At 60.5% G+C, this 26110-nt stretch carries 26 protein-coding genes and 3 pseudogenes; 20 read left to right on the top strand and 9 right to left on the bottom strand.

Annotated features, from left to right (window positions below; genetic code table 11):
- Positions 1-151: 151 nt before the first annotated feature.
- The 5 genes from urtE to urtA all read right to left on the bottom strand — a co-directional run bounded on the left by urtE (position 152) and on the right by urtA (position 5800).
- Complete coding sequence (urtE, locus tag HGP14_RS23050; protein ID WP_168832224.1) at positions 152-847, bottom strand: urea ABC transporter ATP-binding subunit UrtE; 696 nt, start codon at positions 845-847, stop codon at positions 152-154.
- 1 nt (position 848) lies between these two features.
- Positions 849-1604, bottom strand: a complete 756-nt coding sequence (urtD, locus tag HGP14_RS23045; protein WP_168832223.1) for an urea ABC transporter ATP-binding protein UrtD — start codon at positions 1602-1604, stop codon at positions 849-851.
- A gap of 6 nt (positions 1605-1610) precedes the next feature.
- Complete coding sequence (gene urtC / locus HGP14_RS23040; RefSeq protein WP_168832222.1) at positions 1611-2774, bottom strand: urea ABC transporter permease subunit UrtC; 1164 nt, start codon at positions 2772-2774, stop codon at positions 1611-1613.
- Positions 2771-4390, bottom strand: coding sequence for an urea ABC transporter permease subunit UrtB (urtB, locus tag HGP14_RS23035; RefSeq protein WP_168832221.1), 1620 nt, complete (start codon positions 4388-4390; stop codon positions 2771-2773). The genes urtC and urtB overlap by 4 nt, the downstream gene beginning before the upstream one ends.
- A gap of 117 nt (positions 4391-4507) precedes the next feature.
- Complete coding sequence (urtA, locus tag HGP14_RS23030) at positions 4508-5800, bottom strand: urea ABC transporter substrate-binding protein (RefSeq protein ID WP_168832220.1); 1293 nt, start codon at positions 5798-5800, stop codon at positions 4508-4510.
- A gap of 216 nt (positions 5801-6016) precedes the next feature.
- On the opposite strand from urtA, the gene HGP14_RS23025 reads away from it, so the two are divergent.
- The 17 genes and pseudogenes from HGP14_RS23025 to HGP14_RS22945 all read left to right on the top strand — a co-directional run bounded on the left by HGP14_RS23025 (position 6017) and on the right by HGP14_RS22945 (position 23512).
- The gene (locus HGP14_RS23025) at positions 6017-9403 is read left to right on the top strand and encodes an ATP-binding protein (RefSeq protein WP_168832219.1); all 3387 of its coding nucleotides are present in this window, start codon (positions 6017-6019) and stop codon (positions 9401-9403) included.
- Positions 9396-10307: a response regulator transcription factor gene (locus HGP14_RS23020; RefSeq protein WP_168832218.1), complete on the top strand. Its 912-nt coding sequence runs from the start codon at positions 9396-9398 to the stop codon at positions 10305-10307. Before HGP14_RS23025 ends, HGP14_RS23020 begins: the two co-directional genes overlap by 8 nt.
- Positions 10308-10458: 151 nt before the next feature.
- Complete coding sequence (locus HGP14_RS23015) at positions 10459-10860, top strand: TetR/AcrR family transcriptional regulator (RefSeq protein ID WP_168832217.1); 402 nt, start codon at positions 10459-10461, stop codon at positions 10858-10860.
- Between the two features lie 416 nt (positions 10861-11276).
- Positions 11277-11420 (top strand): annotated as a pseudogene (locus tag HGP14_RS36700) (IS6 family transposase); the annotation flags it as partial.
- A 340-nt stretch (positions 11421-11760) separates the two neighbouring features.
- A complete protein-coding gene (locus tag HGP14_RS23005; RefSeq protein WP_168832215.1) occupies positions 11761-13086 on the top strand; it encodes an ABC transporter substrate-binding protein in 1326 nt (441 codons plus the stop codon).
- Positions 13087-13187: 101 nt separating this feature from the next.
- Positions 13188-14156, top strand: a complete 969-nt coding sequence (locus HGP14_RS23000) for a carbohydrate ABC transporter permease (protein WP_205927301.1) — start codon at positions 13188-13190, stop codon at positions 14154-14156.
- Positions 14153-15106: a carbohydrate ABC transporter permease gene (locus HGP14_RS22995; protein WP_168832213.1), complete on the top strand. Its 954-nt coding sequence runs from the start codon at positions 14153-14155 to the stop codon at positions 15104-15106. The genes HGP14_RS23000 and HGP14_RS22995 overlap by 4 nt, the downstream gene beginning before the upstream one ends.
- Positions 15103-15315 (top strand): hypothetical protein, encoded by a 213-nt coding sequence (locus tag HGP14_RS22990; protein ID WP_168832212.1) that lies wholly within the window; start codon positions 15103-15105, stop codon positions 15313-15315. Before HGP14_RS22995 ends, HGP14_RS22990 begins: the two co-directional genes overlap by 4 nt.
- A 3-nt stretch (positions 15316-15318) precedes the next feature.
- Positions 15319-16416, top strand: coding sequence for an ABC transporter ATP-binding protein (locus HGP14_RS22985; protein ID WP_168832211.1), 1098 nt, complete (start codon positions 15319-15321; stop codon positions 16414-16416).
- Positions 16409-17413, top strand: a complete 1005-nt coding sequence (locus tag HGP14_RS22980) for an ABC transporter ATP-binding protein (RefSeq protein ID WP_168832210.1) — start codon at positions 16409-16411, stop codon at positions 17411-17413. The genes HGP14_RS22985 and HGP14_RS22980 overlap by 8 nt, the downstream gene beginning before the upstream one ends.
- Positions 17414-17464: 51 nt before the next feature.
- Positions 17465-19105 carry a dihydroxyacetone kinase subunit DhaK gene (locus HGP14_RS22975; protein ID WP_168832209.1) on the top strand — a complete coding sequence of 547 codons (1641 nt, stop codon included), beginning with the start codon at positions 17465-17467 and terminating at the stop codon, positions 19103-19105.
- A 28-nt stretch (positions 19106-19133) separates the two neighbouring features.
- On the top strand, positions 19134-19748 hold the full coding sequence (gene dhaL, locus HGP14_RS22970) for a dihydroxyacetone kinase subunit DhaL (protein ID WP_168832208.1): 615 nt from the start codon (positions 19134-19136) through the stop codon (positions 19746-19748).
- Entirely contained in the window at positions 19745-20143 is a 399-nt protein-coding gene (gene dhaM / locus HGP14_RS22965) for a dihydroxyacetone kinase phosphoryl donor subunit DhaM (protein WP_168832207.1), read from the top strand. The genes dhaL and dhaM overlap by 4 nt, the downstream gene beginning before the upstream one ends.
- The gene (locus HGP14_RS22960) at positions 20143-20487 is read left to right on the top strand and encodes an HPr family phosphocarrier protein (protein ID WP_168832377.1); all 345 of its coding nucleotides are present in this window, start codon (positions 20143-20145) and stop codon (positions 20485-20487) included. The genes dhaM and HGP14_RS22960 overlap by 1 nt, the downstream gene beginning before the upstream one ends.
- Positions 20471-22051, top strand: coding sequence for a putative PEP-binding protein (locus HGP14_RS22955; protein WP_168832206.1), 1581 nt, complete (start codon positions 20471-20473; stop codon positions 22049-22051). Before HGP14_RS22960 ends, HGP14_RS22955 begins: the two co-directional genes overlap by 17 nt.
- Positions 22052-22053: 2 nt before the next feature.
- Entirely contained in the window at positions 22054-22464 is a 411-nt protein-coding gene (locus HGP14_RS22950) for a hypothetical protein (RefSeq protein WP_168832205.1), read from the top strand.
- Between the two features lie 55 nt (positions 22465-22519).
- Positions 22520-23512 (top strand): dihydroxyacetone kinase subunit DhaK, encoded by a 993-nt coding sequence (locus HGP14_RS22945; protein WP_168832204.1) that lies wholly within the window; start codon positions 22520-22522, stop codon positions 23510-23512.
- Positions 23513-23579: 67 nt separating this feature from the next.
- Here the strand turns inward: HGP14_RS22945 and HGP14_RS22940 are convergent.
- Positions 23580-23672, bottom strand: a pseudogene (locus HGP14_RS22940) (flavin reductase family protein); the annotation flags it as partial.
- A 51-nt stretch (positions 23673-23723) separates the two neighbouring features.
- On the opposite strand from HGP14_RS22940, the gene HGP14_RS22935 reads away from it, so the two are divergent.
- From HGP14_RS22935 to HGP14_RS36690, 3 genes are read left to right on the top strand one after another with little or no spacing between them, the layout of a single operon-like run.
- Entirely contained in the window at positions 23724-24077 is a 354-nt protein-coding gene (locus tag HGP14_RS22935) for a transporter substrate-binding domain-containing protein (protein ID WP_312862178.1), read from the top strand.
- Positions 24074-24265 (top strand): hypothetical protein, encoded by a 192-nt coding sequence (locus tag HGP14_RS36695; protein ID WP_168832202.1) that lies wholly within the window; start codon positions 24074-24076, stop codon positions 24263-24265. Before HGP14_RS22935 ends, HGP14_RS36695 begins: the two co-directional genes overlap by 4 nt.
- Positions 24223-24519: a transporter substrate-binding domain-containing protein gene (locus tag HGP14_RS36690; protein WP_168832201.1), complete on the top strand. Its 297-nt coding sequence runs from the start codon at positions 24223-24225 to the stop codon at positions 24517-24519. The genes HGP14_RS36695 and HGP14_RS36690 overlap by 43 nt, the downstream gene beginning before the upstream one ends.
- Before the next feature lie 132 nt (positions 24520-24651).
- On the opposite strand, the gene HGP14_RS22920 is transcribed toward HGP14_RS36690, so the two are convergent.
- The 3 genes and pseudogenes from HGP14_RS22920 to HGP14_RS22910 all read right to left on the bottom strand — a co-directional run.
- Entirely contained in the window at positions 24652-24993 is a 342-nt protein-coding gene (locus HGP14_RS22920) for a type II toxin-antitoxin system RelE/ParE family toxin (protein ID WP_168832200.1), read from the bottom strand.
- On the bottom strand, positions 24990-25220 hold the full coding sequence (locus HGP14_RS22915; protein WP_205927300.1) for a type II toxin-antitoxin system ParD family antitoxin: 231 nt from the start codon (positions 25218-25220) through the stop codon (positions 24990-24992). Before HGP14_RS22915 ends, HGP14_RS22920 begins: the two co-directional genes overlap by 4 nt.
- A 130-nt stretch (positions 25221-25350) precedes the next feature.
- Positions 25351-25703 (bottom strand): annotated as a pseudogene (locus HGP14_RS22910) (IS6 family transposase); the annotation flags it as partial.
- Positions 25704-26110: the final 407 nt, after the last annotated feature.

The following is a 26110-nucleotide window of genomic DNA, read 5'->3' as shown; positions in this document are numbered from 1 at the left end:
CCGTCGGCCGAGCCAAGACGGTTTCTTCACGGCCTAAAAATATGCCGTAGCGATCCGCGCAACAGTCGTCCGGCGAAGATGGTTATGCAGTCTCACCTCTCAGAAGAAGTGCCATGCAGCGGCGATTAGGGATAAATGGATTACCACGGAGCTAGACTGTCAAATGACGACGGGCCTCCAGCGTATCCAGCGCCTCTGCAAGCCCCTCATGCACGATCTCGCCGCGGTCCATGATGTAGACGTAGTCGGCAAGTTCGCGGCAGAAATCGAGATATTGCTCGACGAGCAGGATCGCCATGCCGGTGGTGTCGCGCAGATAGCGGATCGCTCGGCCGATATCCTTGATGATCGAGGGCTGGATGCCCTCGGTCGGCTCGTCGAGCACCAGGATCTTCGGCCGCGTCACCATCGCCCGGCCGATCGCCAATTGCTGCTGCTGGCCGCCGGAAAGATCGCCGCCGCGACGCGACAACATCGACTTCAGCACCGGGAAGAGGCGGAAAATGTCATCGGGGATGTTGCGGTCGCGGCGGCCAAGCGGAGCAAAGCCGGTTTCGAGATTTTCTTTCACCGTCAGCAGCGGAAAAATCTCGCGCCCCTGAGGCACATAGCCGATGCCCTGCTTGGCGCGGGCAAACGGCGGCAATCCGTTCAGTTTCACATCGTTGAAGCTGACACTGCCGGCCGACAACGGATGCTGGCCGGTAACGGCGCGGAGAAGAGAACTCTTCCCCACGCCGTTACGCCCCAGCACGCAAGTGATCTTGCCCATCTCTGCCTTGACCGAGATTCCGCGTAACGCCTGTGCGGCGCCGTAGTGAAGGTTTGCATTCTCGACTGTTAGCATCTCAGCGCCCCAGATAGTTTTCGATCACCTTCGGATCGGAACTCACGAAGTCGATTGAGCCCTCGGCCAGCACCGAGCCTTCCGCCAAGCAGGTTACCTTGACGCCGAGGTCGCGGATGAAGCCCATGTCGTGTTCGACGACGACCACCGAACGCGTCTTGGCGATCTCTCTGAGGAGGATCGCGGTTTCCGCGGTCTCGGCATCCGTCATGCCGGCGACCGGTTCGTCGACGAGCAGCAGCTTCGGCTCCTGCGCCAGAAGCATGCCGATTTCCAGCCACTGCTTCTGGCCGTGCGACAGATTGGCAGCTAGCTCGTCATGGCGATGCGTCAGCCGCACCGTTTCGAGGATTTCGTCGATGCGTATCTTGTCGTCGGCGGAGAGGCGGTAGAACAGCGTCCAGAAGACACCGCGCCTGCGGTTCAGCGCCAGTTCCAGATTGTCCCAGACCGTGTGGCTTTCGAAGACGGTCGGCTTCTGGAACTTGCGGCCGATGCCGAGCTGGGCGATGTCGGCTTCATCGAGCTTCGTCAGGTCGGTCTGGCCGTTGAAGAATACCTCGCCCTCGTCGGGCCGTGTCTTGCCGGTGATGATATCCATCATCGTCGTCTTGCCGGCGCCGTTTGGGCCGATGATGGCGCGAAGCTCGCCCGGCTCGATGACGATCGACAGCGAGTTCAGCGCTTTGAAGCCGTCGAAGGAGACGGACACGCCATCGAGATAGAGCACGCTGTTGGGTTTGACGTCAGGGATCATGCGCGCTCACTCCGCTGGCTGGATTTTTGGATCGACGCCTTCTTCTTGAAGCGAAGCAGGCGTTGCTTCCGTCCGTGGCGTCTTGCGGCCGAGATACTGGGCGATGGTGCCGACGATGCCCTTCGGCAGGAACAGCGTGACGAGCACAAAGAGGCCGCCGAGCGCGAATAGCCAGAACTCCGGGAAGAGACCCGTGAAGATCGTCTTGCCGCCATTGACCAGGATAGCGCCGATGATCGGGCCAATCAGCGTCGCGCGGCCGCCGACCGCCGTCCAGATGACGACTTCGATCGAGTTGGCCGGCGCAAATTCACCGGGGTTGATGATACCGACCTGCGGCACGTAGAGCGCACCGGCAATGCCTGCCATCATCGCCGAGACGACGAAGGTGAAGAGCTTGAAACGCTCGACACGGTAGCCGAGAAAGCGCGTACGGCTTTCGGCATCGCGCACGCCGACCAGCACCTTGCCGAACTTCGAGCGGACGATCCCCGAAGCAATCATCAGCGACAGCGCCAGGAAGATTGCGGTTGCCGCAAAGAGTGCCGCGCGCGTGCCGTCGGCCTGGACGTTGAAGCCGATGATTTCCTTGAAGTCGGTCATGCCGTTATTGCCGCCGAAACCCATGTCGTTGCGGAAGAAGGCAAGCAACAGCGCGTAGGTCATAGCCTGGGTGATGATCGAAAGGTAGACGCCGTTGACGCGGGAGCGGAAGGCGAACCAGCCGAAGACGAAGGCAAGCAGGCCCGGCACGAGGAGCACCATCAGCGCCGCAAACCAGAACTGGTCGAAGCCGTACCAGAACCAAGGGAGTTCCTTCCAGTTCAGGAACACCATGAAGTCGGGCAGGATCGGATCGCCATAGACACCGCGCGAACCGATCTGGCGCATCAGATACATGCCCATCGCATAGCCGCCGAGTGCGAAGAAAGCGCCGTGGCCGAGCGAGAGGATGCCGCAAAAGCCCCAGACGAGATCGAGCGCCAGCGCCAGCAGCGCATAGCTCAGATACTTGCCGAACAGGGCCATGATGTAGGTCGGGATATGCAGCGGGTTCTCGGGGGCGGTCATCAGGTTCAGCACCGGAACAAGGACGGCGACCGCCAAGAGGATGGCGATGGCAATGGAAATCTTGCGATCGAGAGACCGGAGCAGAAAGGCCGTAATCATGCTTCCGCCGCCCTTCCTTTGAGTGCGAAGAGCCCGCGCGGACGCTTCTGCATGAAGAGGATGATGAGGACGAGCACCAGGATCTTGCCGAGCACGGCGCCGGCGAAGGGCTCGAGGAACTTGTTGACGAGGCCGAGCGACAGAGCGCCGACCAGCGTGCCCCACAAATTGCCGACGCCACCGAAGACCACGACCATGAAGCTGTCGATGATGTAGCTCTGGCCGAGGTTCGGCGACACGTTATCGATCTGAGAAAGCGCGACCCCCGCCATGCCGGCGATCCCTGAGCCGAGCGCGAAGGTGAAGGCATCGACCCAGCCAGTTCGGATACCCATGGACGAGGCCATGCGACGGTTCTGCGTGACGGCACGCATCTGCAGGCCGAAGGCGGAACGCTTGAGGAGCAGCAGCAGCGTGACGAAAACGGCCATCGAGAAGACGATGATCCACAGACGGTTCCAGGTGATCGACAGTCCACCGAGTTCGAAGGCACCGGACATCCAGCTCGGATTGCGCACCTCGCGGTTGGTCGGGCCGAAGATGGTGCGCACCGCCTGCTGCAGGATCAGCGAGACACCCCAGGTGGCAAGCAGCGTTTCAAGCGGTCGACCATAGAAATAGCGAATGACGACGCGCTCGATGACGAGGCCGAGGAAGCCGGTAGAGACGAAAGCGGCGGGAACGGCGAAGGCCGGCGAATAGTTCGCCATCTCGGGAAAGCTGGAGGAGATATACTCCTGCACGACATAGGTCGTGTAGGCGCCGATCATCACCATTTCGCCGTGTGCCATGTTGATCACACCCATCACGCCGAAGGTAATGGCAAGGCCGATCGCTGCCAGCAGCAGCACGGAGCCGAGCGACAGGCCGTACCAGACATTCTGGACGATATCCCAGAGCACCAGATTGCGCTTGATGCCGTCGATATCGCTCTGGATCGCCGGCTTCAGGTCGTCGGGCGCGGTGTCCATCGCCGTCGTCAGGATCGTCACCGCATTGCGGTCACCGCGGGCGGCGATCGTGTCGATGGCGGCCTTCTTGTCCTCGGCGCTGACGTCGCTTTTCAGCATCATGACGGCGCGGGCGGCTTCCATCGTGTTCTTCACCTCGCCGTCCTTCTCTCCGGCAAGCGCCGAATTCAAGAGATCAAGGTTGGAGGGATCGGCGTCCTTGAGCAGGCCCTGGGCGGCAGCGAGCCGCGCGGAACGATCCGGGCTCAGCAGCGTCAGGGTGCTCATCGCGCTGACGATCGCCCCGCGCAGCGAATTGTTGATCTTCACCTTCGACATGGAATCCGGGTCGATGCCGTCGACAGCTTCGCCGGTGATCGGATCGGAATAGGTCGGCTCGTCATCCGTGCCGCCCTGGAGCAGCACCGGGCCGCCCTCTTCGGAATTCACGTAAAGCTGGCCGTCGCTGAGCTGCTGCAGGATCTGGCCGACATGCGGATCCTTGGACGCGACGAGCGCCTTGATGGCTTCGGCGCGGGCATCGAAGTCGCCTTCACCTAGCGCATCGACGAGGGCGTGGACATCTTCCTGAGCCTTCAGCGGCGGCGCGAGCGCCGGAAGCGCGAGGCACAGGGTAAGGAGGATAATTTTGAGGGGGCGATACATCGGCTTTCTCGCCTGGACTATCGTTCGCATTTTGGGCAGCAACCGTTTGGGACGGAGCTTCCGCCCGGAGATGGGATCCGGACGGAAGTCATCAGGCAGTTATCGGATCGGCTTTGCTCAAGACCCTTTGCCGCCGCACTTGCCGGTCGCGACGTTGAAGTTTCCGCAGTTCAGAGGCTTGCGCCAATCGGAGATCAGATCCTTGGAGTCCGGCAGGTAGTCGGACCATTCGTCACCGACGACGGCAGGCGTCTGCTGCACGATTTCGAACTGGCCATCGGCCTGGATTTCGCCGATCAGGACCGGCTTGGTGATGTGATGGTTCGGCATGACGGTGGCATAACCGCCGGAAAGGTTCGGAACCGTGGTGCCGATGATGGTGTCGAGAACCTTGTCGGTATCGGTCGTGCCGGCAGCCTGAACAGCCTTAACCCAGGCGTTGAAGCCGATATAGGCGGCTTCCATCGGGTCGTTCGTCACCCGCTTGTCGTTCTTGGTGTAGGCATGCCATTCCTTGATGAACTTCTTGTTGGCCGGGCTTTCGACCGACTCGAAGTAGTTCCAGGCAGCTAGGTGGCCGACGAGCGGCTTGGTGTCGAGACCGGCAAGTTCTTCTTCGCCGACCGAGAAGGCGACGACAGGGATGTCGGTTGCCTTGACGCCCTGATTGCCGAGTTCCTTGTAGAACGGCACGTTGGCATCGCCGTTGATCGTCGAGACGACGGCGGCCTTCTTGCCGGCCGAACCGAATTCCTTGATCTTGGAAACTTCGGTCTGCCAGTCGGAGAAGCCGAACGGCGTGTAGTTGACGATGATGTCTTCCTTCGGAATGCCCTTGGATTCGAGGTAGGCTTCCAGGATCTTGTTGGTCGTGCGCGGATAGACGTAGTCGGTACCTTCGAGCACGAAGCGCTTAACGCCTTCCTTCTCCATCAGGTAGTCGACGGCCGGGATCGCCTGCTGATTCGGAGCAGCACCCGTATAGAAGATGTTGCGAGAGGATTCTTCACCCTCGTACTGGACCGGGTAGAAGAGGATCGAGTTCAGCTCTTCGAAAACCGGCAGAACCGACTTGCGCGACGACGAGGTCCAGCAACCGAAGACGGCCGCAACCTTGTCCTTTTCGATCAGTTCGCGTGCCTTTTCGGCAAACAGCGGCCAGTCCGAAGCCGGATCGACAACGACGGCTTCAAGCTTCTTGCCGAGAAGCCCGCCCTTCTTGTTCTGCTCGTCGATGAGCATCAGCATGGCGTCCTTGAGCGTCGTCTCGGAGATAGCCATGGTGCCGGAGAGCGAGTGCAGGACGCCGACCTTGATCGTGTCCTCGGCAGCGACTGCCCCGTGGAATGCGGCCGTGGCCGACATTACGGCGCCGAGAACGGCGCCTGAAACGTATGATCGCAGATTCATCTTGTGATCCCTCTTCTTGTTCGACAACAGGCCGGAAGGCAAAAATTAACTGTTGCTTAAAGAACTATCGGGTGCTGCACTGCGAAAACACATACGTAATATGACGTAGGCAACGGGGCTAAATCTGCAGGCGAATGCTGCGCTGCGCTCTTAAGCGCTCCGGCCATCCATGTTACGGAAGTGTGACAAGGGGAACGAAGGGACCAGCAGAGCAGCATGGCAGCGCGGCAACGCATCATTCCGGTCAGGCGCGAATATAACCGCTGGGTCGCGAACCAGACGCTCGAGGACTATGCGCTGCGCTTCACCGCAAAGAGCGCCCGGCAATTCTCCTCGCAGCGCATCTCGCAGACGGCGATCGGCGCCATCTCCTTCCTGGCGCTGGAAGCGATCGGCGGGGCCATCACCCTCTCCTACGGCACCACCAACGCCTTCTTCGCCATCATCGTCGCCTCGATCGCCATGCTCGCCATCGGCCTGCCGATCAGCCGCTACGCGATCCGCCATGGCGTCGATATCGACCTGCTGACCCGCGGCGCGAGCTTCGGCTATATCGGCTCGACGATCACCTCGCTGATCTATGCCAGCTTCACCTTCATGCTGTTTGCGATCGAGGCGTCGATCATGTCCGGCGCGCTGGAGCTGACGCTCGGCATCCCGCTCTGGATCGGCTATATCATCAGCGCCATGATGGTGATCCCGTTGGTGACGCATGGCGTCAAGCTGATCAGCCGGTTCCAGCTGGTCACTCAGCCCTTCTGGATCGTCCTCAACGTCCTGCCTTTCATCTTCATCGCCTTTCTCGACTGGGAGAAGTTTGATGTCTGGCGTGCCTTTGCCGGCATCCGCCACGCCTCCGGCCCGCCCGGCACGGTCGCGGATTTCAATCTCGTCGAGTTCGGCGCTGCCTCCGCCGTCATCTTGGCGCTGATGTCGCAGATCGGCGAACAGGCCGACTTCCTGCGCTTCCTGCCGCCGGACGGGCAGCGCAAGTGGCGCCACCGCCTTGCCGTCTTCCTCGCCGGTCCCGGCTGGGTTATCATCGGCGCACCGAAGCTGCTTGCCGGTTCCTTCCTTGTGGTCCTGACCTTTACGGCGGGTGTGCCCGTCGACCGCGCCGCCGATCCGGCGCAGATGTATCTGACCGCCTTCGGCTACATGATCCCTTGGCACAATGCGGCACTGCTGCTGATGGCGGCATTCGTCGTCGTCTCGCAGCTGAAGATCAACGTCATGAACGCCTATGCGGGCTCTCTCGCCTGGTCGAACTTCTTCTCGCGCCTGACCCACAGCCATCCCGGCCGCGTCATCTGGCTGATCTTCAACGTGGCGATCGCCCTGCTTTTGATGGAACTCGGCATCTACAGGCTGCTGGAAGAAACGCTCGGCATCTTCTCGATCATCGCCATGGCCTGGCTCTGCACAATCTCCGCCGATCTCTTTATCAACAAGCCGCTCGGCCTCGCCCCTCCAGGCATCGAGTTCAAGCGCGCCCATCTTTACGACATCAACCCGGTCGGCCTCGGCGCCATGACGCTCTCGGCCGCCGTGGCGCTGATTGCGCATTTCGGCGTGTTCGGCTTCGTCGCCGCGTCGCTCGCACCCTACATCACTCTCGTCGTCGCGCTGATCGCCTCGCCGCTGATCGCCTGGGGTACGAAGGGCAAGTTCTACCTCGCACGCAAGCCGCGCCACAGCTGGAAGAACCTGACGAGCATCACCTGTTCGGTCTGCGAACATCCCTTCGAGCCCGAGGACATGGCCTGGTGCCCGGCATATGCCGCACCGATCTGCTCGCTCTGCTGTTCGCTCGATAGCCGCTGCCATGACATGTGCAAACCGAAGGCGCGCTTGAAGGCGCAGGTCGGAGCGGTCGCCAAAGCTGTCTTGCCTGAGACCGTCGTTGAGAAGCTGACGACCCGCCTCGGTCGCTACGGCATTGCCGTCGTGCTGGCCCTGACTGCCATCGGCACGATCCTTGCCATGATCGCCCATCAGGTCTCCGCAGCCTCGCCGGAAACTGCCGAGGTGGTGAACCGCACCATCCTGGTCGTCTTCTTCGTCTTCGCTGTCATCGCAGGTGTCGTCTGCTGGTTCTATGTGCTTGCCCATGACAGCCGCGTCGTCGCCGAGGAGGAATCCTCGCGTCAGAACACGCTGCTGCTCAAGGAAATCGCCGCGCACAAGAAGACCGACGCGGCCCTGCAGAACGCCAAGGAGACGGCAGAGGCCGCCAACCGCGCCAAGAGCCGCTATGTCGTCGGCCTCAGCCACGAACTGCGCACGCCGCTGAATGCCGTCCTCGGCTACGCCCAGATCCTTGAGCGCGACGAAACGATCCCCGCCCCGCGCCAGTCCTCCATCAAGGTCATCAGACGCAGCGCCGAGCATCTGTCCGGCCTGATCGACGGCCTGCTCGACATCTCGAAGATCGAGGCCGGGCGTCTGCAGGTCTATTCCAACGAGATCAACATCCAGGATTTCCTGGATCAGATCATCGACATGTTCCGCCCGCAGGCACAGGCCAAGGGGCTAACCTTCCATCACGATCGCTCTGTCGCCCTGCCCCAGTTCGTGCGCACCGACGAAAAGCGCCTGCGCCAGATCCTCGTCAACCTGCTCTCCAACGCCATCAAGTTCACCGACGAGGGCAGCGTCACCTTCGATGTCGGCTATCGCAGCCAGGTCGCGACCTTTACCGTCACCGATACGGGCCGCGGTATTGCCGAAAAGGACTTGAGCCGAATCTATGAACCTTTCCAGCGCGGCGACGCCGACAGCATCCGGCCGATGCCAGGCCTCGGACTCGGCCTGACGATTACGCGGCTCCTGACCAACACCCTTGGCGGCGAAATCTCGGTGAAGAGCGAGAAGGATCAGGGCTCGACCTTCCGCGTTCGCCTCATGCTGTCGGCGGTGATGCGCGAAATGACGGCGCCGCCGCAGGAAAAGAAGATTGTCAGCTACGACGGCCCGCGCCGCACCATTGTCGTCGTCGACGACAACGAGGACCACCGTGAAATGATGCGCGAGGTGCTTGCCCCACTTGATTTCGTCGTCCTGACCGCAGCGAGCGGCACCGACTGCCTGACCTTGATTGAAGGCATCCAACCAGATCTCTTCCTGGTCGATATCTCCATGCCGGGAATGAATGGGTGGCAACTCGTTTCGCGCTTGCGCGCAAGTGGCCAGACCGCTCCGATCGTGATGCTCTCCGCCAATATCGGCGACGCGGCAGCGACGGCGGAAAGCGACGACAGCCACAACGACGCGATCGGAAAGCCGGTCGACATCAAGCAGCTGCGCGACAAGCTGGCGCTGCATCTCGGCCTGAAATGGGTCTACGCTGACGCGACACCAGCACCGGCTCCGCCGCCCAAGCCGCCACTCGTCAGCCCCGGTGCCGCCCATATCGAGGAACTGATGCGGCTTGCCGAGATCGGCTACATCCGAGGCATCGAAGCAAAGCTCGCCGACCTTGCCAGGATCGAAGCAAATCAGCCATTTACAGAGGAACTTCGTTCCTATGCGGTCTCATTCGATCTGAACGGCCTCATGAATTTCCTGCACCGTTTTGATGAAAAGGTAGAGACCCTTGGCTGAGCTCCCGCGCGATATTGTTCTACTGGTGGATGACTCGCCTGAGGCTTTGGGGTTCCTGAGCGATGCTCTGGAGCAGTCCGGCTTCTCTGTATTGATCGCGACATCGGGCTCGGCCGCGCTGAATATAGTGGAACGCATTACCCCCGACCTCATTCTGCTGGACGCGGTCATGCCATCCATGGATGGCTTCGAGACCTGCAGGAAACTCAAATCCAACCCGGCAATCAGTCAGATACCGGTTATCTTCATGACCGGTCTGACGGAAACCGAACATGTCGTTCGCGCTCTCGAATCCGGAGGCGTCGATTACCTGACGAAGCCGATCAACATCGATGAGCTGCGAGCCCGAATCGGTGTCCACCTGCGCAACGCACGTTCGACACAAAGCGCGCGTGTTGCGCTGGACGCTGCCGGCAGACATTTGCTTGCAGTGAAGGGCGATGGCGACATTCACTGGACGACGCCACAGGCCACACGTCTCATCAATGCTGCAATGGGTCGCAACGATGGCATGGACGCGGTGACGGCGCACATTGCCGCCTGGAAGAAGGATCGCATAGCAACCGGCCGCGACGACGCCTTCTCCATCAGCCATGCTGGCCAGCCCGTGCTCCAGCTAGCTTTCCTCGGCGCCATCGGCCCCGACGAATATCTCTTTCGCCTCACAGCGAACAACGCGCGCGCTGATGACGAGGTGCTACGCCGGCATTTTTCGCTGACACAGAGAGAATCCGAAGTCCTGTTGTGGATTGCGAAGGGCAAGGCGAACCGGGACATCGGCGAGATTCTCGGCCTGTCGGCGCGCACCGTAAACAAGCATCTCGAACAAATCTACGTGAAGCTCGGCGTCGAAAACCGCGCCTCAGCCGCCGTCAAAGCCGCTCATGTCCTGCACGAGATGTGACTAATGCCCTAGCGTGCTCAACGACAGTTAACGGCAGGTTCGACAGTGCTTGTTCTTGAAATCAAATGCTTCCCATCTCCCTCCGAGCCCATAGAGCGCCACAACTACCGAAGAAATTGGACAAGCCTCCGCTCAGGCCAGCAGAAAAGCCGTGCTGGCAGCCGCTATTGCCGAACGGTACTGGCAAGATACAAAGGCATGGTTGGAAGAAGTCGCACAGAGCAAAAAGGATCCGTTAGGAAGCCTTCGGACATATCATGATACGTTCTGGATGTCGTCGGACAATGGCAACCGCCTCTGCTTGGGAAGCTTCCTGGGCGGGGAATATGACGATCTTCCGGAGGCTGTTAGAAAAGAGGTTCACCTTCGCCGACGTCAATGTGGCGTGGCTCAAGGAGCGCTGATCAATACCGTGGACATTGCAAAAGAAGATTGCGAACAGCGGACGCGTGCGATCTTTGTAGCAGTCGCAGGAGCGCAGCTCCTTGCGCGAAGCCGATCAGATATTTCGTTCTTCGACTCGATGATAAAGAACTACCGCGTTTCGGGCTAAAGCAGTCCGCGGCTTGAAAAGCACATGACACTATGTCGGTCAGGTGCTGGCGCATAGTTGCCATGCCCATCAAGGCTGCTGGTCCTAAACACCGAATCCAGGATTGCTGTCCAGGTGCGAGCGAAACACCGCTTACCAAGAAACCGCCGCAGCTTGCAACTACCGGGTGGCGCGGCGGATAGCTCGTAATAAAAAAAGCCTGCCGCGGGAGGAGGTGCGGCAGGCTTTAAAAATGACCGAACAGCGACGGGGAGGAGGAGTGCCGCCGTTCCAACAGACGTTCCAGGGAGGAGGAAGGAACGTCCGAAGATCGAAGCCGTGCGGGAGGAGGTGCACAGCTTCCACGGTCTATTCTCTACAATATGTTTTTGGCACACAAAATAGACAATGCTGCAGTGCACCTATGCGCGTTGCGAATGGTCGGGCATTTCGAGCAATCGGTGATCTTGCTGTGCGTGCGCTGGTATCCGAGCTATGACCTGAGCCTGCGCGACCTGAAGGAAATGGTGGCCGGACGCAGCATCCGCGTCGATCACGCGACAATCCACCCCTGGGTCGTCGACATGCTCGGCTTTAAGTCGCTCAAATCCGCAGCGGCGACCCTGTCCGGCATCGAGTTGATCCACATGCTGCGCAAGCGTCAGTTGCAGGACGCCCACACTTCCAGCCTGTCAATCGCCGAACAATTTGAAACCCTGGTTGCCATTTCTTGAGCACCGCTAAATCCCACCCCGGCCCTGTGCGTCGCAGCAACGAAACTTGCTTGCATTGTTTACAAATTCGTCTATTACTAAACATATTGCTAAACATGAGAATTGAGGAGTTCATGTAGGCATTTCTCTAAAATGGGTGAACTTGCGCGGCCGGCGGGGAGTCGGCCTTTGGTTCTGGGAGGAACTTATGCAAAAGAAATCGAAAGCCCTTCTCGGGTTGGCCTCGACGTTCATCATCTCGTCGGCCCTACCCAATCTCGCTAAAGCCGACCAATTGACGCTCTGCTGGGCCGCCTGGGACCCGGCGAATGCGCTGGTCGAACTCTCGAAGGATTTCACCGCCAAGACCGGCACCGAAATGAAGTTCGAGTTCGTGCCCTGGACGAGCTACGCCGATCGCTTCCTCAACGAACTGAACTCCCACGGAAAACTCTGCGACCTGATCATCGGCGACAGCCAGTGGATCGGCGGATCGGCGGAAAACGGCCACTACGTCAAGCTCAACGACTTCTTCGACAAGGAAGGCATCAAGATGGATGACTTCGTGCCGGCGACGGTCGTAGGCTATTCGGAATGGCCGAAGAACACGCCGAACTACTGGGCACTGCCCGCGATGGGCGACGTCGTCGGCTGGACCTATCGCAAGGACTGGTTCGAGCGGCCGGAGTTGCAGAAAGAATTCAAGGAAAAGTATGGCCGGGATCTCGCAGCGCCGAAGACCTATGACGAGTTGAAGCAGATCGCCGAGTTCTTCCAGAAACGCGAGATCGACGGCAAGACCGTCTACGGCGCCTCGATCTATACGGAGCGCGGCTCCGAAGGCATCACGATGGGCGTGACCAACGTCCTCTATGACTGGGGCTTTCAGTACGACAACCCCGACAAGCCCTACGAGATGGAAGGCTTCGTCAACTCGCCTGATGCAGTCAAGGGACTGGCATTCTACAAGGCGCTCTATGACTGCTGCACACCGCCCGGCAGCTCGAACGTTTACATGGTTGAATCCGCCGACGCCTTCAAGTCAGGCCAGGTCGCCATGCAGATGAACTTCGCCTTCACATGGCCGGGTCTTTACAAGGATGAGAAGGTCGGCGGCGACAAGATCGGCTTCTTCCCCAACCCGGCCGAAAAGAAGCATTTCGCTCAGCTTGGCGGACAGGGAATTTCGGTCGTCTCCTATTCCGACAAGAAGGACGCCGCTCTGCAGTACATCAAGTGGTTCGCCCAGCCTGAAGTGCAGGCCAAATGGTGGCAACTCGGCGGCTACTCGTGCCTGAAGTCGGTCGTCAATGCCCCCGACTTCGCTTCCAGCCAGCCCTACGCCCAAGCATTCTTGGACTCGATGGCGATCGTCAAGGACTTTTGGGCCGAGCCGAGCTACGCAACCCTGCTCCAGGACATGCAGAAGCGCGTTCATAACTATGTCGTGGCCGGAAACGGCACGGCCCAGGAGGCGCTTGACGGTCTGGTGAAGGACTGGGCCGAAGTCTTCAAGGACGACGGCAAGATCTAGTGTCCGGCTGGACGCACAGTATTCTTGCTAGAATGGCGGCCCGGATTGCCAAGACTGCCGAGCCGCCACGTGTCTCACATATGCAAAGACCAGGTGACACCTTGAACATTTCCTCTTCCTCTATGGTCGAGCATGCAGCGGATGCGACTGCAAGAGCAACGCCGGTATCGGTCGCTCGCCGGGTCCGCGGTCTGTCCGACCGGGCGATCGCCTGGGTGTTTATCGCCCCCACCATCATCTTGCTTCTCGCCATCAACATCTTCCCGCTTATTTGGGCGATCTATCTGTCGTTCACGAACTATCGCGCCAATCGCCCAAATGCGCCGGTTCAGAACGTCGGCTTGAATAATTACGAGCGCGTGCTTACCGACCCCGACATCTGGCAGGCCATGCAGACGACAGCCCACTTCGTGTTCTGGACGATCCTGCTGCAGACGGTCATCGGCTTTGCGCTTGCCTATCTCATCGACCGCAAGTTTCGGGGCCACGCGTTCTGGACGACGGTCATCCTCATCCCGATGATGCTGTCGCCAGCGGTCGTCGGCAACTTCTGGCGCTTCCTCTACGAGCCGCAGATCGGACTCTTTGCCTATGCCGTTTCTCTGGTCACCGGCATTCCGACCGCTGACATCCAGATGCTCGGCAGCGTCACGCTTGCGCCTTGGGCGATCATCATTGTCGATACCTGGATGTGGACGCCCTACGTCATGCTGATCTGCCTGGCGGGCCTACGGTCCATTCCCGACTATATCTACGAGGCAGCGGAGGTCGACCGCGCCTCCGGATGGCGGCAGTTCTGGTCAATTACCGTGCCGATGGCCCTGCCCTTCATCATGCTCGCCGTGCTGTTTCGCGGCATCGAGAACTTCAAGATGTTCGACATGGTCACGCTTTTGACCGGCGGCGGTCCGGGCTCGACCACCGAGGTCGCCTCCATCACCTTGAAACGTGCGGCCTTCGAGAGCTGGGCAACCGGGCGAGCCTCGGCCTTCGCCATTGTCCTCTTCGTGGCCGTGTTCGGCCTCGCCAACATCTACGTCAAGGCACTCAACAGGGTGAAGCAACGATGAGTTCCGCCACCTCAGCCCATTCGGTCGTCGAACCGAGCCCAATCAGCAAGCGCATCGCCGGCGCCATCGTCATCCTCTACGCCCTGATCACGCTAATCCCGCTCGTCTGGATCTTCCTGACCAGCATCAAGTCACCGCCCGACTCGATCAGCTATCCCCCCAAGATCGTCTTTACGCCGACGCTGGAAGGCTACTGCAACCTTCTGACGACGAGAACGCGCCAGACGCCGGAATACATCGCCTCCCTTCCCGCGCCGACCGGCACCTGCGACGAGGTGACCCGCAAGCGCAACATGGTGATCGCCGGCCCGTCGAACTTCCTGCCGCGTTTTGCCAACTCGCTGGTGATCGCCTTCGGCTCGACGTTTCTAGCCGTCTCGTTGGGAACGCTGGCCGCCTACGGTTTCTCCCGTTTCAGGGTACCGCTTGCCGATGACCTGCTGTTCTTCATCCTGTCGACGCGCATGATGCCCCCGATTGCCGTCGCCATCCCGATCTATCTGATGTTCCGCGAGCTCGGGCTTTCCGATACGGCGCTGGGCATGATCCTGCTCTACACCGCGGTCAACGTCTCCCTCGCCGTCTGGTTGCTCAAGGGCTTCATCGACGAGATTCCCCGCGAATACGAGGAAGCCGCGATGATCGACGGCTACACGCGGCTGCAGGCCTTCTGGAAAGTCGTCCTGCCGCAGGCGACCACCGGCATTGCCGCCACGGCGATCTTCTGCCTGATCTTCGCCTGGAACGAGTATGCCTTTGCCGCATTGCTGACATCCGGCGAAGCCCAGACGGCGCCGCCCTTCATTCCTACCATCATTGGCGAAGGCGGTCAGGACTGGCCAGCAGTCGCGGCGGGAACGACGATCTTCCTCATCCCGATCCTTGTCTTCACCATTCTCCTGCGCAAGCAGCTCTTGCGTGGCATTACCTTCGGAGCGGTCCGCAAATGACGCACTTGATCGAAACACCGCGCCCATCTCGTCCGAAGCGCCCGTTCTTCCTGCGGCGTGGCCCCATGGAGAATATCGCGACTACGTTGATCGCCCTCGGCTTCCTGATGCTTTTCCAGCCGTTCCTGCTGGTTCTCTACACCTATTCGCTGGTGACGCTGCTGGCCGGCACGGCTATGTTCATCATCGTGTCGAAATTCCCGGAGTGAGCCATGGCCGACATCAGGATCAAAAATCTCCGCAAGCAGTTCGGCAACTTCGTCGCGGTGCAGGATTCAAGCTTCGTCATCCATGACGGCGAATTCCTTGCACTGCTCGGCCCGTCTGGCTGCGGCAAGACGACGACATTGCGCATGATTGCCGGACTTGAACTGCCGACCAGCGGCAAGATCTATCTCGACGGCGAGGACGTTACTTTCAACCGCGCCAGCGCCCGCGACATTGCCTTCGTTTTCCAGCTCTTTGCGCTCTATCCGCACATGAACGTGCGCAAGAACATCGGCTTCCCGCTGCTCTCGCAAGACATGCCGAAGGCCGAGATCCGCCAGCGGGTCGACGAAACCGCGCGCCTGCTGCAGATCGACCATATCCTTGACCGATCCGTCTCCGGACTTGCCGGCGGCGACCGCCAGCGCGTGGCGCTCGGACGGGCGATCGTGCGCCGTCCGAAGTGCTTCCTGATGGACGAGCCGCTCGGGACGCTCGACGCGGAATTCCGCGAGGTCATGGTCCATGAACTGCGCGAACTGCACAACCGCATCCATGCGACGACGGTCTACGTGACGCATGACCAGCATGAGGCAATGGCGATGGCCGACAAGATCGCAGTGATGAACCATGGCGTCATCGAGCAGTTCGCCACCCCTCAGGAAATCTACAGCAAGCCCGCCACGATGTATGTCGCCGATTTCATCGGCTCGCCGCCGATGAATTTCATGCGTTTCACCTCGGGCCTTCGGACAGGCGCACGATCTGTCTCGCTGCATGGCGTCGATGTCAGCATTCCTGAAGTGCACCAGGATATGGCCGAAGCCGAGTTGGCGCTTGGTGTCAGACCGGAGCATATCCGCTTCAGCGACACCTCTCCATTGCGTGGCGCCGTCTACGGCAGCGAATATCTCGGGACCAATCAGGTGGTGGCGGTCGAGACCTCGAGCGGCGTCATCAAGGCGCGCGTACCGGCAAACCGCAATTTCCATATCGGCGAGACGGTTGGACTTGAGTTCAACCCGGCCAAGCTTGCGCTGTTCGATTGCAAGTCGGGCCGCGCCATTGCCTCGGCACTCTATTCGGAGGAACGTCATGACTGACGTCGCTCTCGAGGGTCTCAACAAGCGTTTCGGCGATACCAAGGCCCTCGCTGATCTGGACCTCTCGATCCGTGACGGCGAGTTCGTGGTCCTGCTTGGGCCGACGGGCGCCGGCAAGACGACGACGCTGCGCCTCATTGCCGGCCTGGAGCGCCCCGACAGCGGCCGGATCGAAATCGGCGGTCGCAACGTCGCCGGCGAAGCTCCCGCTGAAAGGGATGTTGCCTTCGTCTTCCAGCAATATTCGCTGTACCCACACATGACGGTTTACGACAACCTCGCCTTTCCGCTGCGAGCGCCGGTGCGCAAACTCGGAGCCGAGGAGATCGACCGTCGCGTCCGGGACATTGCTCGCATGGTCAGGATCGACCACAAGCTGGAGAACCGTTCGACGCGCCTGTCGGGCGGCGAAATGCAGCGCGTCGCGATCGGCCGGGCCCTGGTGCGCCGGCCGTCCATCTACCTGATGGACGAACCGCTTTCCTCGCTCGATGCGAAGCTGCGCGCGGAACTGCGCCTAGAACTGAAGCGCATCCAGAAGGAGCTCGGCTCAACGCTGCTTTACGTGACCCATGACCAGATCGAGGCAATGACGATGGCGGACCGCATCGGTATCGTGGCGGGAGGCCGACTGCTGCAGGTTGGAACGCCGCGCGAAATCTACGGCAATCCCGCCAGCCTTCATGTCGCCGCCCGTCTCGGCCAGCCGCACATCAATCTGCTGCCCGCCGATCTTCTTCCCGGCGCCAATCCACCACCCGGAACCAGAACGGTCGGCGCGCGGACCGAACATCTCGAAATCGTCGTCGACAAGAATGCCAATGCTGAGATCGACTGGATCGAGCACCTGGGGGACCAGAACCACCTGCATATCCGGGTGCGCGACCACAAGCTCGTCACGCTTGCCGATCCCTATCTCGCAATCCGGCCAGGTGATCGAATCAGCCTCACGCTGCGCGATCCGCTCTACTTCGACGCCAGCGGCCAGCGCCTGTGACACGGAACAGAACGAAACGAAGCACTTGCATGAACAGACGGGTCTCTTTCCATGAAACATTTCTTCAATCGCCGGGAAACGATCGTAACCGAGGCCCTGGATGGCTTGCTTCTGACGAGCAGCCCGGGTCGACTCGCCCGTCTGGACAGCTTCCCTGAGATCAAGGTAATCCTTCGCGCCGAATGGGATAAATCGAAGGTCGCACTCATCTCCGGCGGTGGAGCAGGCCATGAGCCCTCGCATGCTGGCTTCGTCGGCAAGGGGATGCTGACGGCCGCGGTATCCGGCGAGATCTTCGCTTCGCCCAGCGTCGATGCCGTGCTGACCGCAATCCGGGCCGTCACCGGCCCCAAGGGCGCACTGCTCATTGTCAAGAACTACACCGGCGATCGTCTGAATTTCGGTCTTGCCGCCGAAAAGGCACGCGCCGAAGGCTTCGATGTCGAGATGGTGATCGTCGCCGACGACATCGCGATCCCCGAGATAAACCAGCCCCGCGGCGTTGCCGGTACGCTGTTTGTGCATAAGATCGCCGGCTACCACGCCGAATCCGGAGCCGACCTGACGACAGTCGCGGCACAGGCGGCGGCCGCAGCGCGCGACATCGTTTCACTCGGCATGTCGCTTTCGACCTGCAGTGTACCCGGCCAAGTGCATGAGGATCGGATGGCCGCGGACGAGGGAGAACTCGGCCTTGGCATCCACGGGGAGCCCGGCGTCGAGCGCATCGCGCTGCAGCCGGTTGCGGACCTTGTGGCCACCATGAGCGAGCGACTGGCTGCAAGGGTTGACGGCGCAGGCGACTATGGGCTGCTGATCAACAACCTCGGCGCGGTGCCACCGCTTGAAATGAGCGTGATTGCCAACGCGGTGCTGTCCTCTCCTCTTGCCCGCCGCGTCCAGCTGATCGTCGGGCCGGCACCGATGATGACCGCGCTCAACATGAACGGCTTTTCGCTTTCGCTGATCCGTCTGGATGCCACCCGCGATGCCGCACTGAAGGCTGCTGTCGAACCGCATGCATGGGCACCCGTCGTCGAACGGCACGAGATCACAATCATTCCCGCTCCCAAAAAAGCAGTGCTGCAGAGCGGGACGATGTCGGCAAGCAACGATACGCAAAGTCGCCGTCTCCTGACGGTGCTCTGCGAACATCTGATGTCCCTGGAAGGCGAGTTGAACCGCCTGGACAGCCGCGTCGGGGACGGCGACACCGGATCCACCGTCGCTACCGGCGCACGCAGCGTCCTGTCGCGCATCGACACCCTTCCATTGAAGGAGCCGACCGCCACAATGGCCGCCATCGGCGAGATTCTCAGCACCAGCATGGGTGGCTCAAGCGGCGTATTGCTCTCGATCTTCTTTACCGCCGCATCGAAAGCCATGGCGGAAAAGGCGGATCTTACGGCTGCCCTGCTTGCCGGGCTTGATCGGATGACGTTCTATGGTGGGGCCGCCGTCGGCGACCGCACGATGGTCGACGCGCTGGCGCCGGCGCTCGCGGCCCTGAGGTCGGGTGGCGTAGCGGCTGCGGCAAACGCTGCGGCGGCCGGCGCCGAGTCGACAAGAGCGATGCGCAAGGCAAAGGCCGGACGAGCTTCTTATGTCGGCGAAAAGGATCTGGAGGGAGTGCCGGATCCGGGAGCCGTCGCGGTGGCAGGTGTATTCGAAGTCGCGGCAAGGCTGGCGTGAGCTGGTGCCGCGGTTGGGAGGCTATCAGGTGCAGGCAGAACCGGTTCTTCTTGCGGGATTGATTGAGGCGTGTCGGGCGGTGATTACGGCAAACAGCGATCACCTCTGCGCACTCGATCGCGCGATCGGTGACGGCGATCATGGGACCAATATGCAGCGCGGCTGCGAGGCGGTCAGCGCCGAAGAAGAGACGGTCTCAAGCCTTCCCTTGCCCGAGGCGCTGGAACGGATCGGCCTCACCCTGGTGATGAGCGTCGGCGGCGCGGCCGGTCCACTCTACGGGACATTGCTGATGGAGATGGGGCGTGAGCTTCGCAAATCGGACCAGGAACAGGATTTTTCTCTTGCCCTGAAGCAGGCCATCGATGCCGTGGCCCGCCGTGGGCGCTCGCACGCCGGCGACAAGACCCTGCTCGACGTCCTGTATCCCGTGCAGGATGCCCTTGCACAGCGTTCGCCTCTGACGGATATCGTGCGCCGCGCGGAACTTTCCGTTCGGCTCACCGCCGCCATGAAGGCCATGCGCGGCCGCGCGGCCTACCTTGGAGACCGTTCGATCGGACACGTCGATCCTGGCGCTTCGAGTTGCGCCCTTCTGACAACCGCCATCTGCCGCTACCTTGAGGAGCACCGCCCGGGATGAATGCGAAGACCCCAAACGTCGGGATCGTGATCGTCTCCCACTCGCCGCTGGTCGCGAAAGGCACCGCCGACATGGTCCGGCAGATGGTGGGTGACAGCGTGCCGCTTGCCTGGTCGGGCGGCAACAGTCGCGGCGAACTTGGCACGGATGCCGGGGGAATTCTCAAGGCCATCGAAGAGGCCTGGTCGGAAGCTGGCGTCGCCGTCTTCGTCGACCTGGGAGGCGCCGAAACCAACAGCGAAATGGCGATCGAGATGCTCGGCGCGCCCCGCTCCCAACGGGTTTCGATCTGCAACGCCCCTATTGTCGAAGGAGCCGTTATTGCTGCCGCCGAGGCCTCTGGTGGGGCATCGTTGGCCAAGGTGGTCGGAACGGCAGAGGAGCTGTCACCGTGATGAACGGCGGTTTCCGCATTGGGACCCACGAGGCCGGGCAGGTCCATGCCAGTTGCCAGACCGAAGTCGAGGTCAAGCATGGAGTTGGGCTCCATGCTCGCCCCTCCGTGACGTTCACGCGGCTGGCAAAGTCGTTTCCCTGCTCGATCGAAGTCGCGGTCAACGGCAACGACGTCTGGCTGAACGGAAAGAGCATCATCAAGATCATGGGTGCCAAGATCCGCAAGGGTTCGGTGCTCAAGATCCGCGCAAACGGCATTCTCGCCGAAGAGGCGATCCGGGCATTGAAGGACCTCGTCGAGCGCAATTTCGATGAGGAAAAGAAGCATGGCCGAACCGCTTAGATTGAAAGCCACGAGTGCGTCCCCAGGTATTGCCAGCGGCCCGGCCTTCGTCGCCGAGCCGGTCGAACCCGCCGCGACAATCCCATCAAGCGTCTCCGGCCAGGTCGAGCTCGCAAGTGCGATCGAGACAGCTATTCTCGAACTGCAGGAACTGGCGACCGGGACGGATCCCGACGGCGGCGATATCGTCGAGTTTCAGATTGAGGTGCTTCGCGATCCAACGCTGACCGAAGCGACCGGCGCGCGCATTGAGGCTGGCGAAAACGTAGCATTCGCCTGGGTCGGGACGCTCGATGGATACATCCGGGAACTGGAGTGCTCCGAAGGAGACCAATTGCGGGCGCGCGCCGTCGACCTCCTCGACATCAAGAACCGCGTCCTGTCCGTGCTCACGGGAACGCCCGTCAACGACTTTCCAGCCGGATCCATCTATGTTGGAAAAGACATGGAACCCAGCCGCTTCCTCGCCCACGACTGGTCGGCCGGTGGCGGTATCGTTCTTTACGCAGGCAGCGCGGTCGGTCATGTCGCCCTGCTTGCCAGATCCCGGTCGGTCCCGATGGTGATCGGCGCCGGCCGCGTCGCAACAGCAAGGGGGCAATATATTGGAGTTGATGGTGACGCTGGTCTCGTCATTCTTGAGGCAGCCAGGTGGAACGCGACCTCCGTAGAGCACTGCGCTCCGTCAACAGGCACTGCCCCGCCACTCGACAACGGCATAGTGTACACGTCGGACGGCACGCAAGTACTCCTGTCCGTCAACGTCAACGCGCCGGAAGAAATCGACGCGATTCCTGCCGAGGTGACCGCGGGCATAGGGTTGATGCGGTCGGAATTCGCGCTGATGTCGCTCGGTGATGCAGCAAACGAAGAAAAGCAGTTTGCAATCTACCGACACCTCCTGGATTGGGCAGATGGGCGCCCTGTAACAATCCGCATGTTGGATGTCGGGGGCGACAAGCCGCTGCCGGGCATTACCGAGGCCTCCTCGCTGCGCGGCATCCGCCTGCTTCTTGCCCGGCCGCAGATTGCGCGGGTTCAGGCGCGTGCGCTCCTTCGAGCGGCGGTCTTCGGTAATCTGCGTATCATGTTGCCAATGGTGACATTCCCGTCTGAAGTTGACGCTATGCGGCAAATCTGTCGCGAAGAAGCCGGCGAACTTCACCGCCGCGGCGTGCCGCACCGCACTCCGCCGATCGGGATGATGGTGGAGGTACCGGCAGCTGCGCTCATGCTTGACGAATTCGAAGGCGCTGACTTCTTTTCGTTCGGCACGAACGACCTGGCGCAATACCTCGTGGCTTCCGCCCGCGAGGAGGCCGGCTTCAGCCTGGACCAAGAGCAAGCCGTACCGGCCGTGCTGCGCTTGCTGACCCAGGCGGTGAGGCTTACCGGCGGCCGACCAGTCAGCATTTGCGGTGACATGGCTGGCGACCCGGTTCGCATGTCCGGTCTTCTCGCGGCAGGCATACGGCATTTTTCGGTGGCGCCAGCTCGACTTGGCGCGATAAGATCGGCACTCGTCGGTCTGAACGCCGATGGGACAAAGGCAGCCGGGGACTAGGGATGGCGCGCGAAGACACCGAAGACGCCATTATCGCCTACAAGGATATTCTGGCGCAGATTATCGACAACCGACCGTCCGGAACACGTCAGAGGCTGGCGACGGAACTCGGCAAGCATCGCAGCTTCGTCACCCAGATAACCAGCCCCACTTATGCGACGCCTCTTCCCGCGCGTCACCTCGCGACCATCTTCAGGGTGTGCCATTTTAGCCCCGCCGAACAGGACCGCTTTCTGGACGCCTATCAGGTCGCCCATCCCGGCAAACTGCCGGAGTTTGGCGCCACGGAAAAACTGCGGCATCTTTCCATAATGGTGCCTGACTTCGGCGATGAACGCCGCAACCGGCTTCTGGAAGAGGCGATCACGGACCTAGTCCAAAAGATCGCTGCAATTTCGGGGCCGCCTGATTGAACAGGCGCTTCGCGCGGGACGAGCACTAGATGATCATCGCCTTGGGAGGGGTTTGATGAAGAAATTCATGAATGCTGCGGAAACAATGGTCGCCGAAAGCGTCGAGGGTTTCGTGCGCGCCCATGAGGAGTTCGTTGTATTCGGCGCAGACCGTCAATTTATCCGCCGTCGCCACCTCGTTCCAGGCAAGGTAGCGGTCATCTCCGGGGGTGGGGCGGGCCACGAGCCGATGCATATCGGCTTCGTCGGTCGCGGTATGCTGGATGCAGCATGCGTCGGGCATATTTTCACGTCGCCTACACCGGGCCAAATCCTCAGCGCGATAGAGGACGTGGACACCGGTGCTGGCTGCCTGCTGGTGGTAAAGAACTATGACGGCGACGTTATGAATTTCGAGATGGCGGCAGAGATGGCGTCGAGCCGCCACAGGATTGAGATCGTGATCGTAAGCGACGACATCGAAACGGCAAGGACGCGCGACGGCCGCGGTCGACGTGGCGTTGCCGGTACGGTGATCATGGAAAGGCTTCTCGGCGCCGCCGCGGAAAACGGCATGGCGCTTGCTGAGTTGAAAACCCTTGCTGCTGGCCTCGAGTCCCGTGTCAGATCGATGGGTGTCGCACTGACCGGTGTCACGGTGCCGCACACGCGGCGACCGACCTTTTCACTCGGCCCCGGCGAAATCGAAATGGGTGTCGGCATTCATGGAGAGCCAGGCCATTCAAGAGAGACCTTCTCTAACGCCGACACCATCGTGAGGCGTCTAAGCGAGGTGGTTTTCAACGAAGTCGCTCCGGTTTCTGACAAGGCGTTGCTTTTCGTGAACGGACTTGGCGGCACGCCGCCAGCGGAACTTTACCTCGCCTACAACGTAGCGCATAGCTTCATGCTGAGTCATGGTCTGCAGATCGCGCGCTCACTGGTTGGTACTTACGCCAGCTCACTTGACATGCAGGGTCTTTCCATCTCGCTCGCTCTCCTCCGTGACGAAGAGTTCATTCTATGGGATTCGCCCGTTGCGACGGCTGCATTGCGCTGGGGCTGCTAGGGATGGGCCTGTCTTAGCGAGGTTAGCCTAGCGGCCAACTCGTCGGATCTAGGAAGGTTGGAAACTCCTACAATTTCGGCGTCAGAATCTCGAAACGGTCACGAATCGTCGAGCGGGTATCGCCGCCAAGGCGCGCGATGGCATCGACTTGCGTGGGATCGGCAACGCGTTCGTCAAGGCCTGGACGAAGGTCACGGTTGGCGTCGAAGGCGTGTTTCCGCCCTTCAATTCGACGACGCCCAGCGGCGAGCTTCAGGGCCTCGATCTGGATGCCATCAAAGAGTCTGCAAGCACGTTGGAATGCGATATTGTCGCGCGGGACTGGGACAGCCAGATCCCTTCGCTCCTTTTAGGTAAATTCGATGTGGTCCTGACGATGGGGCCGAACGAACAGCGCCGGAAGGTAATCGACTTCTCCGATCCCTACGTCATCACGCCCAACACATTCTTGGTGGCTGCCGATGGACCGCTGGCAAAGCTGCCGCATACGGGCGAACACCTGTCCAGTGACACCGAGGAAGGCCAGAAAGCCATTGCCGAAATCAAGGACGTGATGAAGGTATGACGCTCGGTGCCTCGCTTTCCACGAGCCAGTTGAAGTTCGTCGAGCAGAACTTCGGCGATGTCGTGGAGATCAAGACCTATAAGTCATCCGAGCAGGTCGGCTCGATATCGAGGGCGGACGTCTCGATGGCCAGTTCGACAATGTCGTGTTTGCATGCGACCGCGCAGATGCCAGCAATGGCACGCTGACGACGAGCGGCCCCCTCCTCGTTGGCGGCATTCAGGCCACCAATGTCTGCCTCGGTATCCGCAAAAACGAGCCGGAGCTTCAGGCCATTCTCAACAAGGCGCTCGGTGAAATGGCCGCTGACGGCACGCTCGCGGAGCTGTCGAAGAAGTGGTTCAAGGTCGATCTCAGCCGAAAGGTTGATCATATACCCCTCCCGACAAATCCTGCACCATCCACCAGCCCCGCCGAATGCGGGGTTGGTTTTTGGCTCTGAGGCCACGATCGACAGGGGCGCCAAAGGCTCTTTGAAGGGATCTGAACCACTGGCGGTAGATCGACTATCGAAGGCGCTGAAAATCAAGGCATGTGAGGCGTAAAGCTAATATGGAACTAAGTTGTTAATTATCTAATTGTGTTGGCTGCGGTTGCCGACCGTGTCAAGCCATGGCGGAATGTCGCGCTTGCCATGCAAGACGCGCCAGACGTCGATGTATCCGGCTTGCTCAACATAGAATATTAGATACGGATACCGCTTAAGCTGAACGCTTCGCAGATCGGGAATCCCTAGCTCATAAGCGTAACGCGGCGAACCTGAAGACGGATGGTTCGCAATCAAAGTGTAGGCATGCCGCAGGTCATCGACAAAGCTCAGAGCGACCTGCGTATCGGCCTCCCGGACATAATGATCGATGGCTTCGTCAACGTCCTGGCTTGCTCGTTCTCGAGGGATAACCGGCTTTGCCGTCACTTATGATGCCGGCCTTGAACCCGATCGCGGAGGTTGTCGAAATACCGCTCGTCTACCGGCGTGGTCGCGGGTGATGATGCTCCTTCGAAGAGCAAGCCGCGCAGATGTTCTCGGTCCCGGTCGCGACGGATTAGCTCCCGTACGTACTCGCTGCTGGTGCCGTAGCCCCGCTCCGAAACCTGCTGGTCAACGAAACTCTTCAGGTTGTCGGGTAGAGAAATGCTCATCGTGATCATGCCGATAAAATAGCCCTATGCCAAAATTTGGCAAGGTGCTGATGTGACCGTCCCTTGCAGGCCCCATGACGGTGCGATTGCGGGGCGAACGGCTCTGCCCTTTCAGAAGCCTGCGCATCTAACGCATTGCAGCCTTGGTACTAAGGCGGCTTTGCACCAGCCCGTCGAGGACGAAGCCGTCCTGATCGACGGCGCGCCAAAACCAGTGCTTCTTTCCCTGATGGTGATGATGGCCTCGTCGAGATGCCATTTGTCGCCGAGCTTGCCGACTGAGCGCCCGCGAATATCATTGGCGAAACGCCTGCCGAATTTCTCAGCCCGAAGTCTCACGGTCTGGTGAGAGACGATGATGCCACGGGCCGCCAGCATATCCTCGACCATGCGCAGGCTGAGCGGAAACCGCAAATAGAGCCAGACGGCATGGGCAATCACTTCCGCTGGAAATCTGTGGCGACGAGAGAGGACCACGTGCAAATCTGGTCATACCGCCAGATCCCACATTTTCATCGCTGCTCGGTTAACGTTACGGTGCCAGCGGAACCGAAAGTCCGACGCACTGAGCCGAGCTTGCCGCGTTGATACACGCTTATGGGAGCATTCCACGCGTTCGAAACCAAGCTTGGTTGCAATACTTGGCCTCGTGAGGAATAGCGGATCATCTCGCCTCAGGGATTTGCGGCACGCTGATGACTTAGCTTCGACACTTCGTTAAAGGTGGCGAAGCCCCAATCCTGTGGCCAGAGATCCCAACCGGCGAAGAGATCATGGCCGATCGACCGGCCAATCGATACGAAGGACTAGACTTTATGAAAAAGCCACAGAGGAACTTCGTGGTCGAGTTTAAATCCAGTAGCCGACGACAGTCTCCGAAGCCAACCTCC

The sequence above is a fragment of the Rhizobium sp. P32RR-XVIII genome (assembly GCF_012641395.1).
Taxonomy (GTDB): Bacteria; Pseudomonadota; Alphaproteobacteria; order Rhizobiales; family Rhizobiaceae; genus Rhizobium.
The sequence above is the reverse complement of the archived record's forward strand: the minus strand, read 5'-3'. Positions and strand labels throughout refer to the sequence as shown.

Bases quoted from the DNA above. Each gene is read 5' to 3' on its own strand.
- urtE (WP_168832224.1), bottom strand. From the start codon at position 847: ATGCTAACAGTCGAGAATGCAAACCTTCACTACGGCGCCGCACAGGCG.
- urtD (WP_168832223.1), bottom strand. From the start codon at position 1,604: ATGATCCCTGACGTCAAACCCAACAGCGTGCTCTATCTCGATGGCGTG.
- urtC (WP_168832222.1), bottom strand. From the start codon at position 2,774: ATGATTACGGCCTTTCTGCTCCGGTCTCTCGATCGCAAGATTTCCATT.
- urtB (WP_168832221.1), bottom strand. From the start codon at position 4,390: ATGTATCGCCCCCTCAAAATTATCCTCCTTACCCTGTGCCTCGCGCTT.
- urtA (WP_168832220.1), bottom strand. From the start codon at position 5,800: ATGAATCTGCGATCATACGTTTCAGGCGCCGTTCTCGGCGCCGTAATG.
- HGP14_RS23025 (WP_168832219.1), top strand. From the start codon at position 6,017: ATGGCAGCGCGGCAACGCATCATTCCGGTCAGGCGCGAATATAACCGC.
- HGP14_RS23005 (WP_168832215.1), top strand. From the start codon at position 11,761: ATGCAAAAGAAATCGAAAGCCCTTCTCGGGTTGGCCTCGACGTTCATC.
- HGP14_RS22995 (WP_168832213.1), top strand. From the start codon at position 14,153: ATGAGTTCCGCCACCTCAGCCCATTCGGTCGTCGAACCGAGCCCAATC.
- HGP14_RS22990 (WP_168832212.1), top strand. From the start codon at position 15,103: ATGACGCACTTGATCGAAACACCGCGCCCATCTCGTCCGAAGCGCCCG.
- HGP14_RS22985 (WP_168832211.1), top strand. From the start codon at position 15,319: ATGGCCGACATCAGGATCAAAAATCTCCGCAAGCAGTTCGGCAACTTC.
- HGP14_RS22980 (WP_168832210.1), top strand. From the start codon at position 16,409: ATGACTGACGTCGCTCTCGAGGGTCTCAACAAGCGTTTCGGCGATACC.
- HGP14_RS22975 (WP_168832209.1), top strand. From the start codon at position 17,465: ATGAAACATTTCTTCAATCGCCGGGAAACGATCGTAACCGAGGCCCTG.
- dhaM (WP_168832207.1), top strand. From the start codon at position 19,745: ATGAATGCGAAGACCCCAAACGTCGGGATCGTGATCGTCTCCCACTCG.
- HGP14_RS22960 (WP_168832377.1), top strand. From the start codon at position 20,143: ATGAACGGCGGTTTCCGCATTGGGACCCACGAGGCCGGGCAGGTCCAT.
- HGP14_RS22955 (WP_168832206.1), top strand. From the start codon at position 20,471: ATGGCCGAACCGCTTAGATTGAAAGCCACGAGTGCGTCCCCAGGTATT.
- HGP14_RS22950 (WP_168832205.1), top strand. From the start codon at position 22,054: ATGGCGCGCGAAGACACCGAAGACGCCATTATCGCCTACAAGGATATT.
- HGP14_RS22945 (WP_168832204.1), top strand. From the start codon at position 22,520: ATGAAGAAATTCATGAATGCTGCGGAAACAATGGTCGCCGAAAGCGTC.
- HGP14_RS36695 (WP_168832202.1), top strand. From the start codon at position 24,074: ATGACGCTCGGTGCCTCGCTTTCCACGAGCCAGTTGAAGTTCGTCGAG.
- HGP14_RS22915 (WP_205927300.1), bottom strand. From the start codon at position 25,220: ATGAGCATTTCTCTACCCGACAACCTGAAGAGTTTCGTTGACCAGCAG.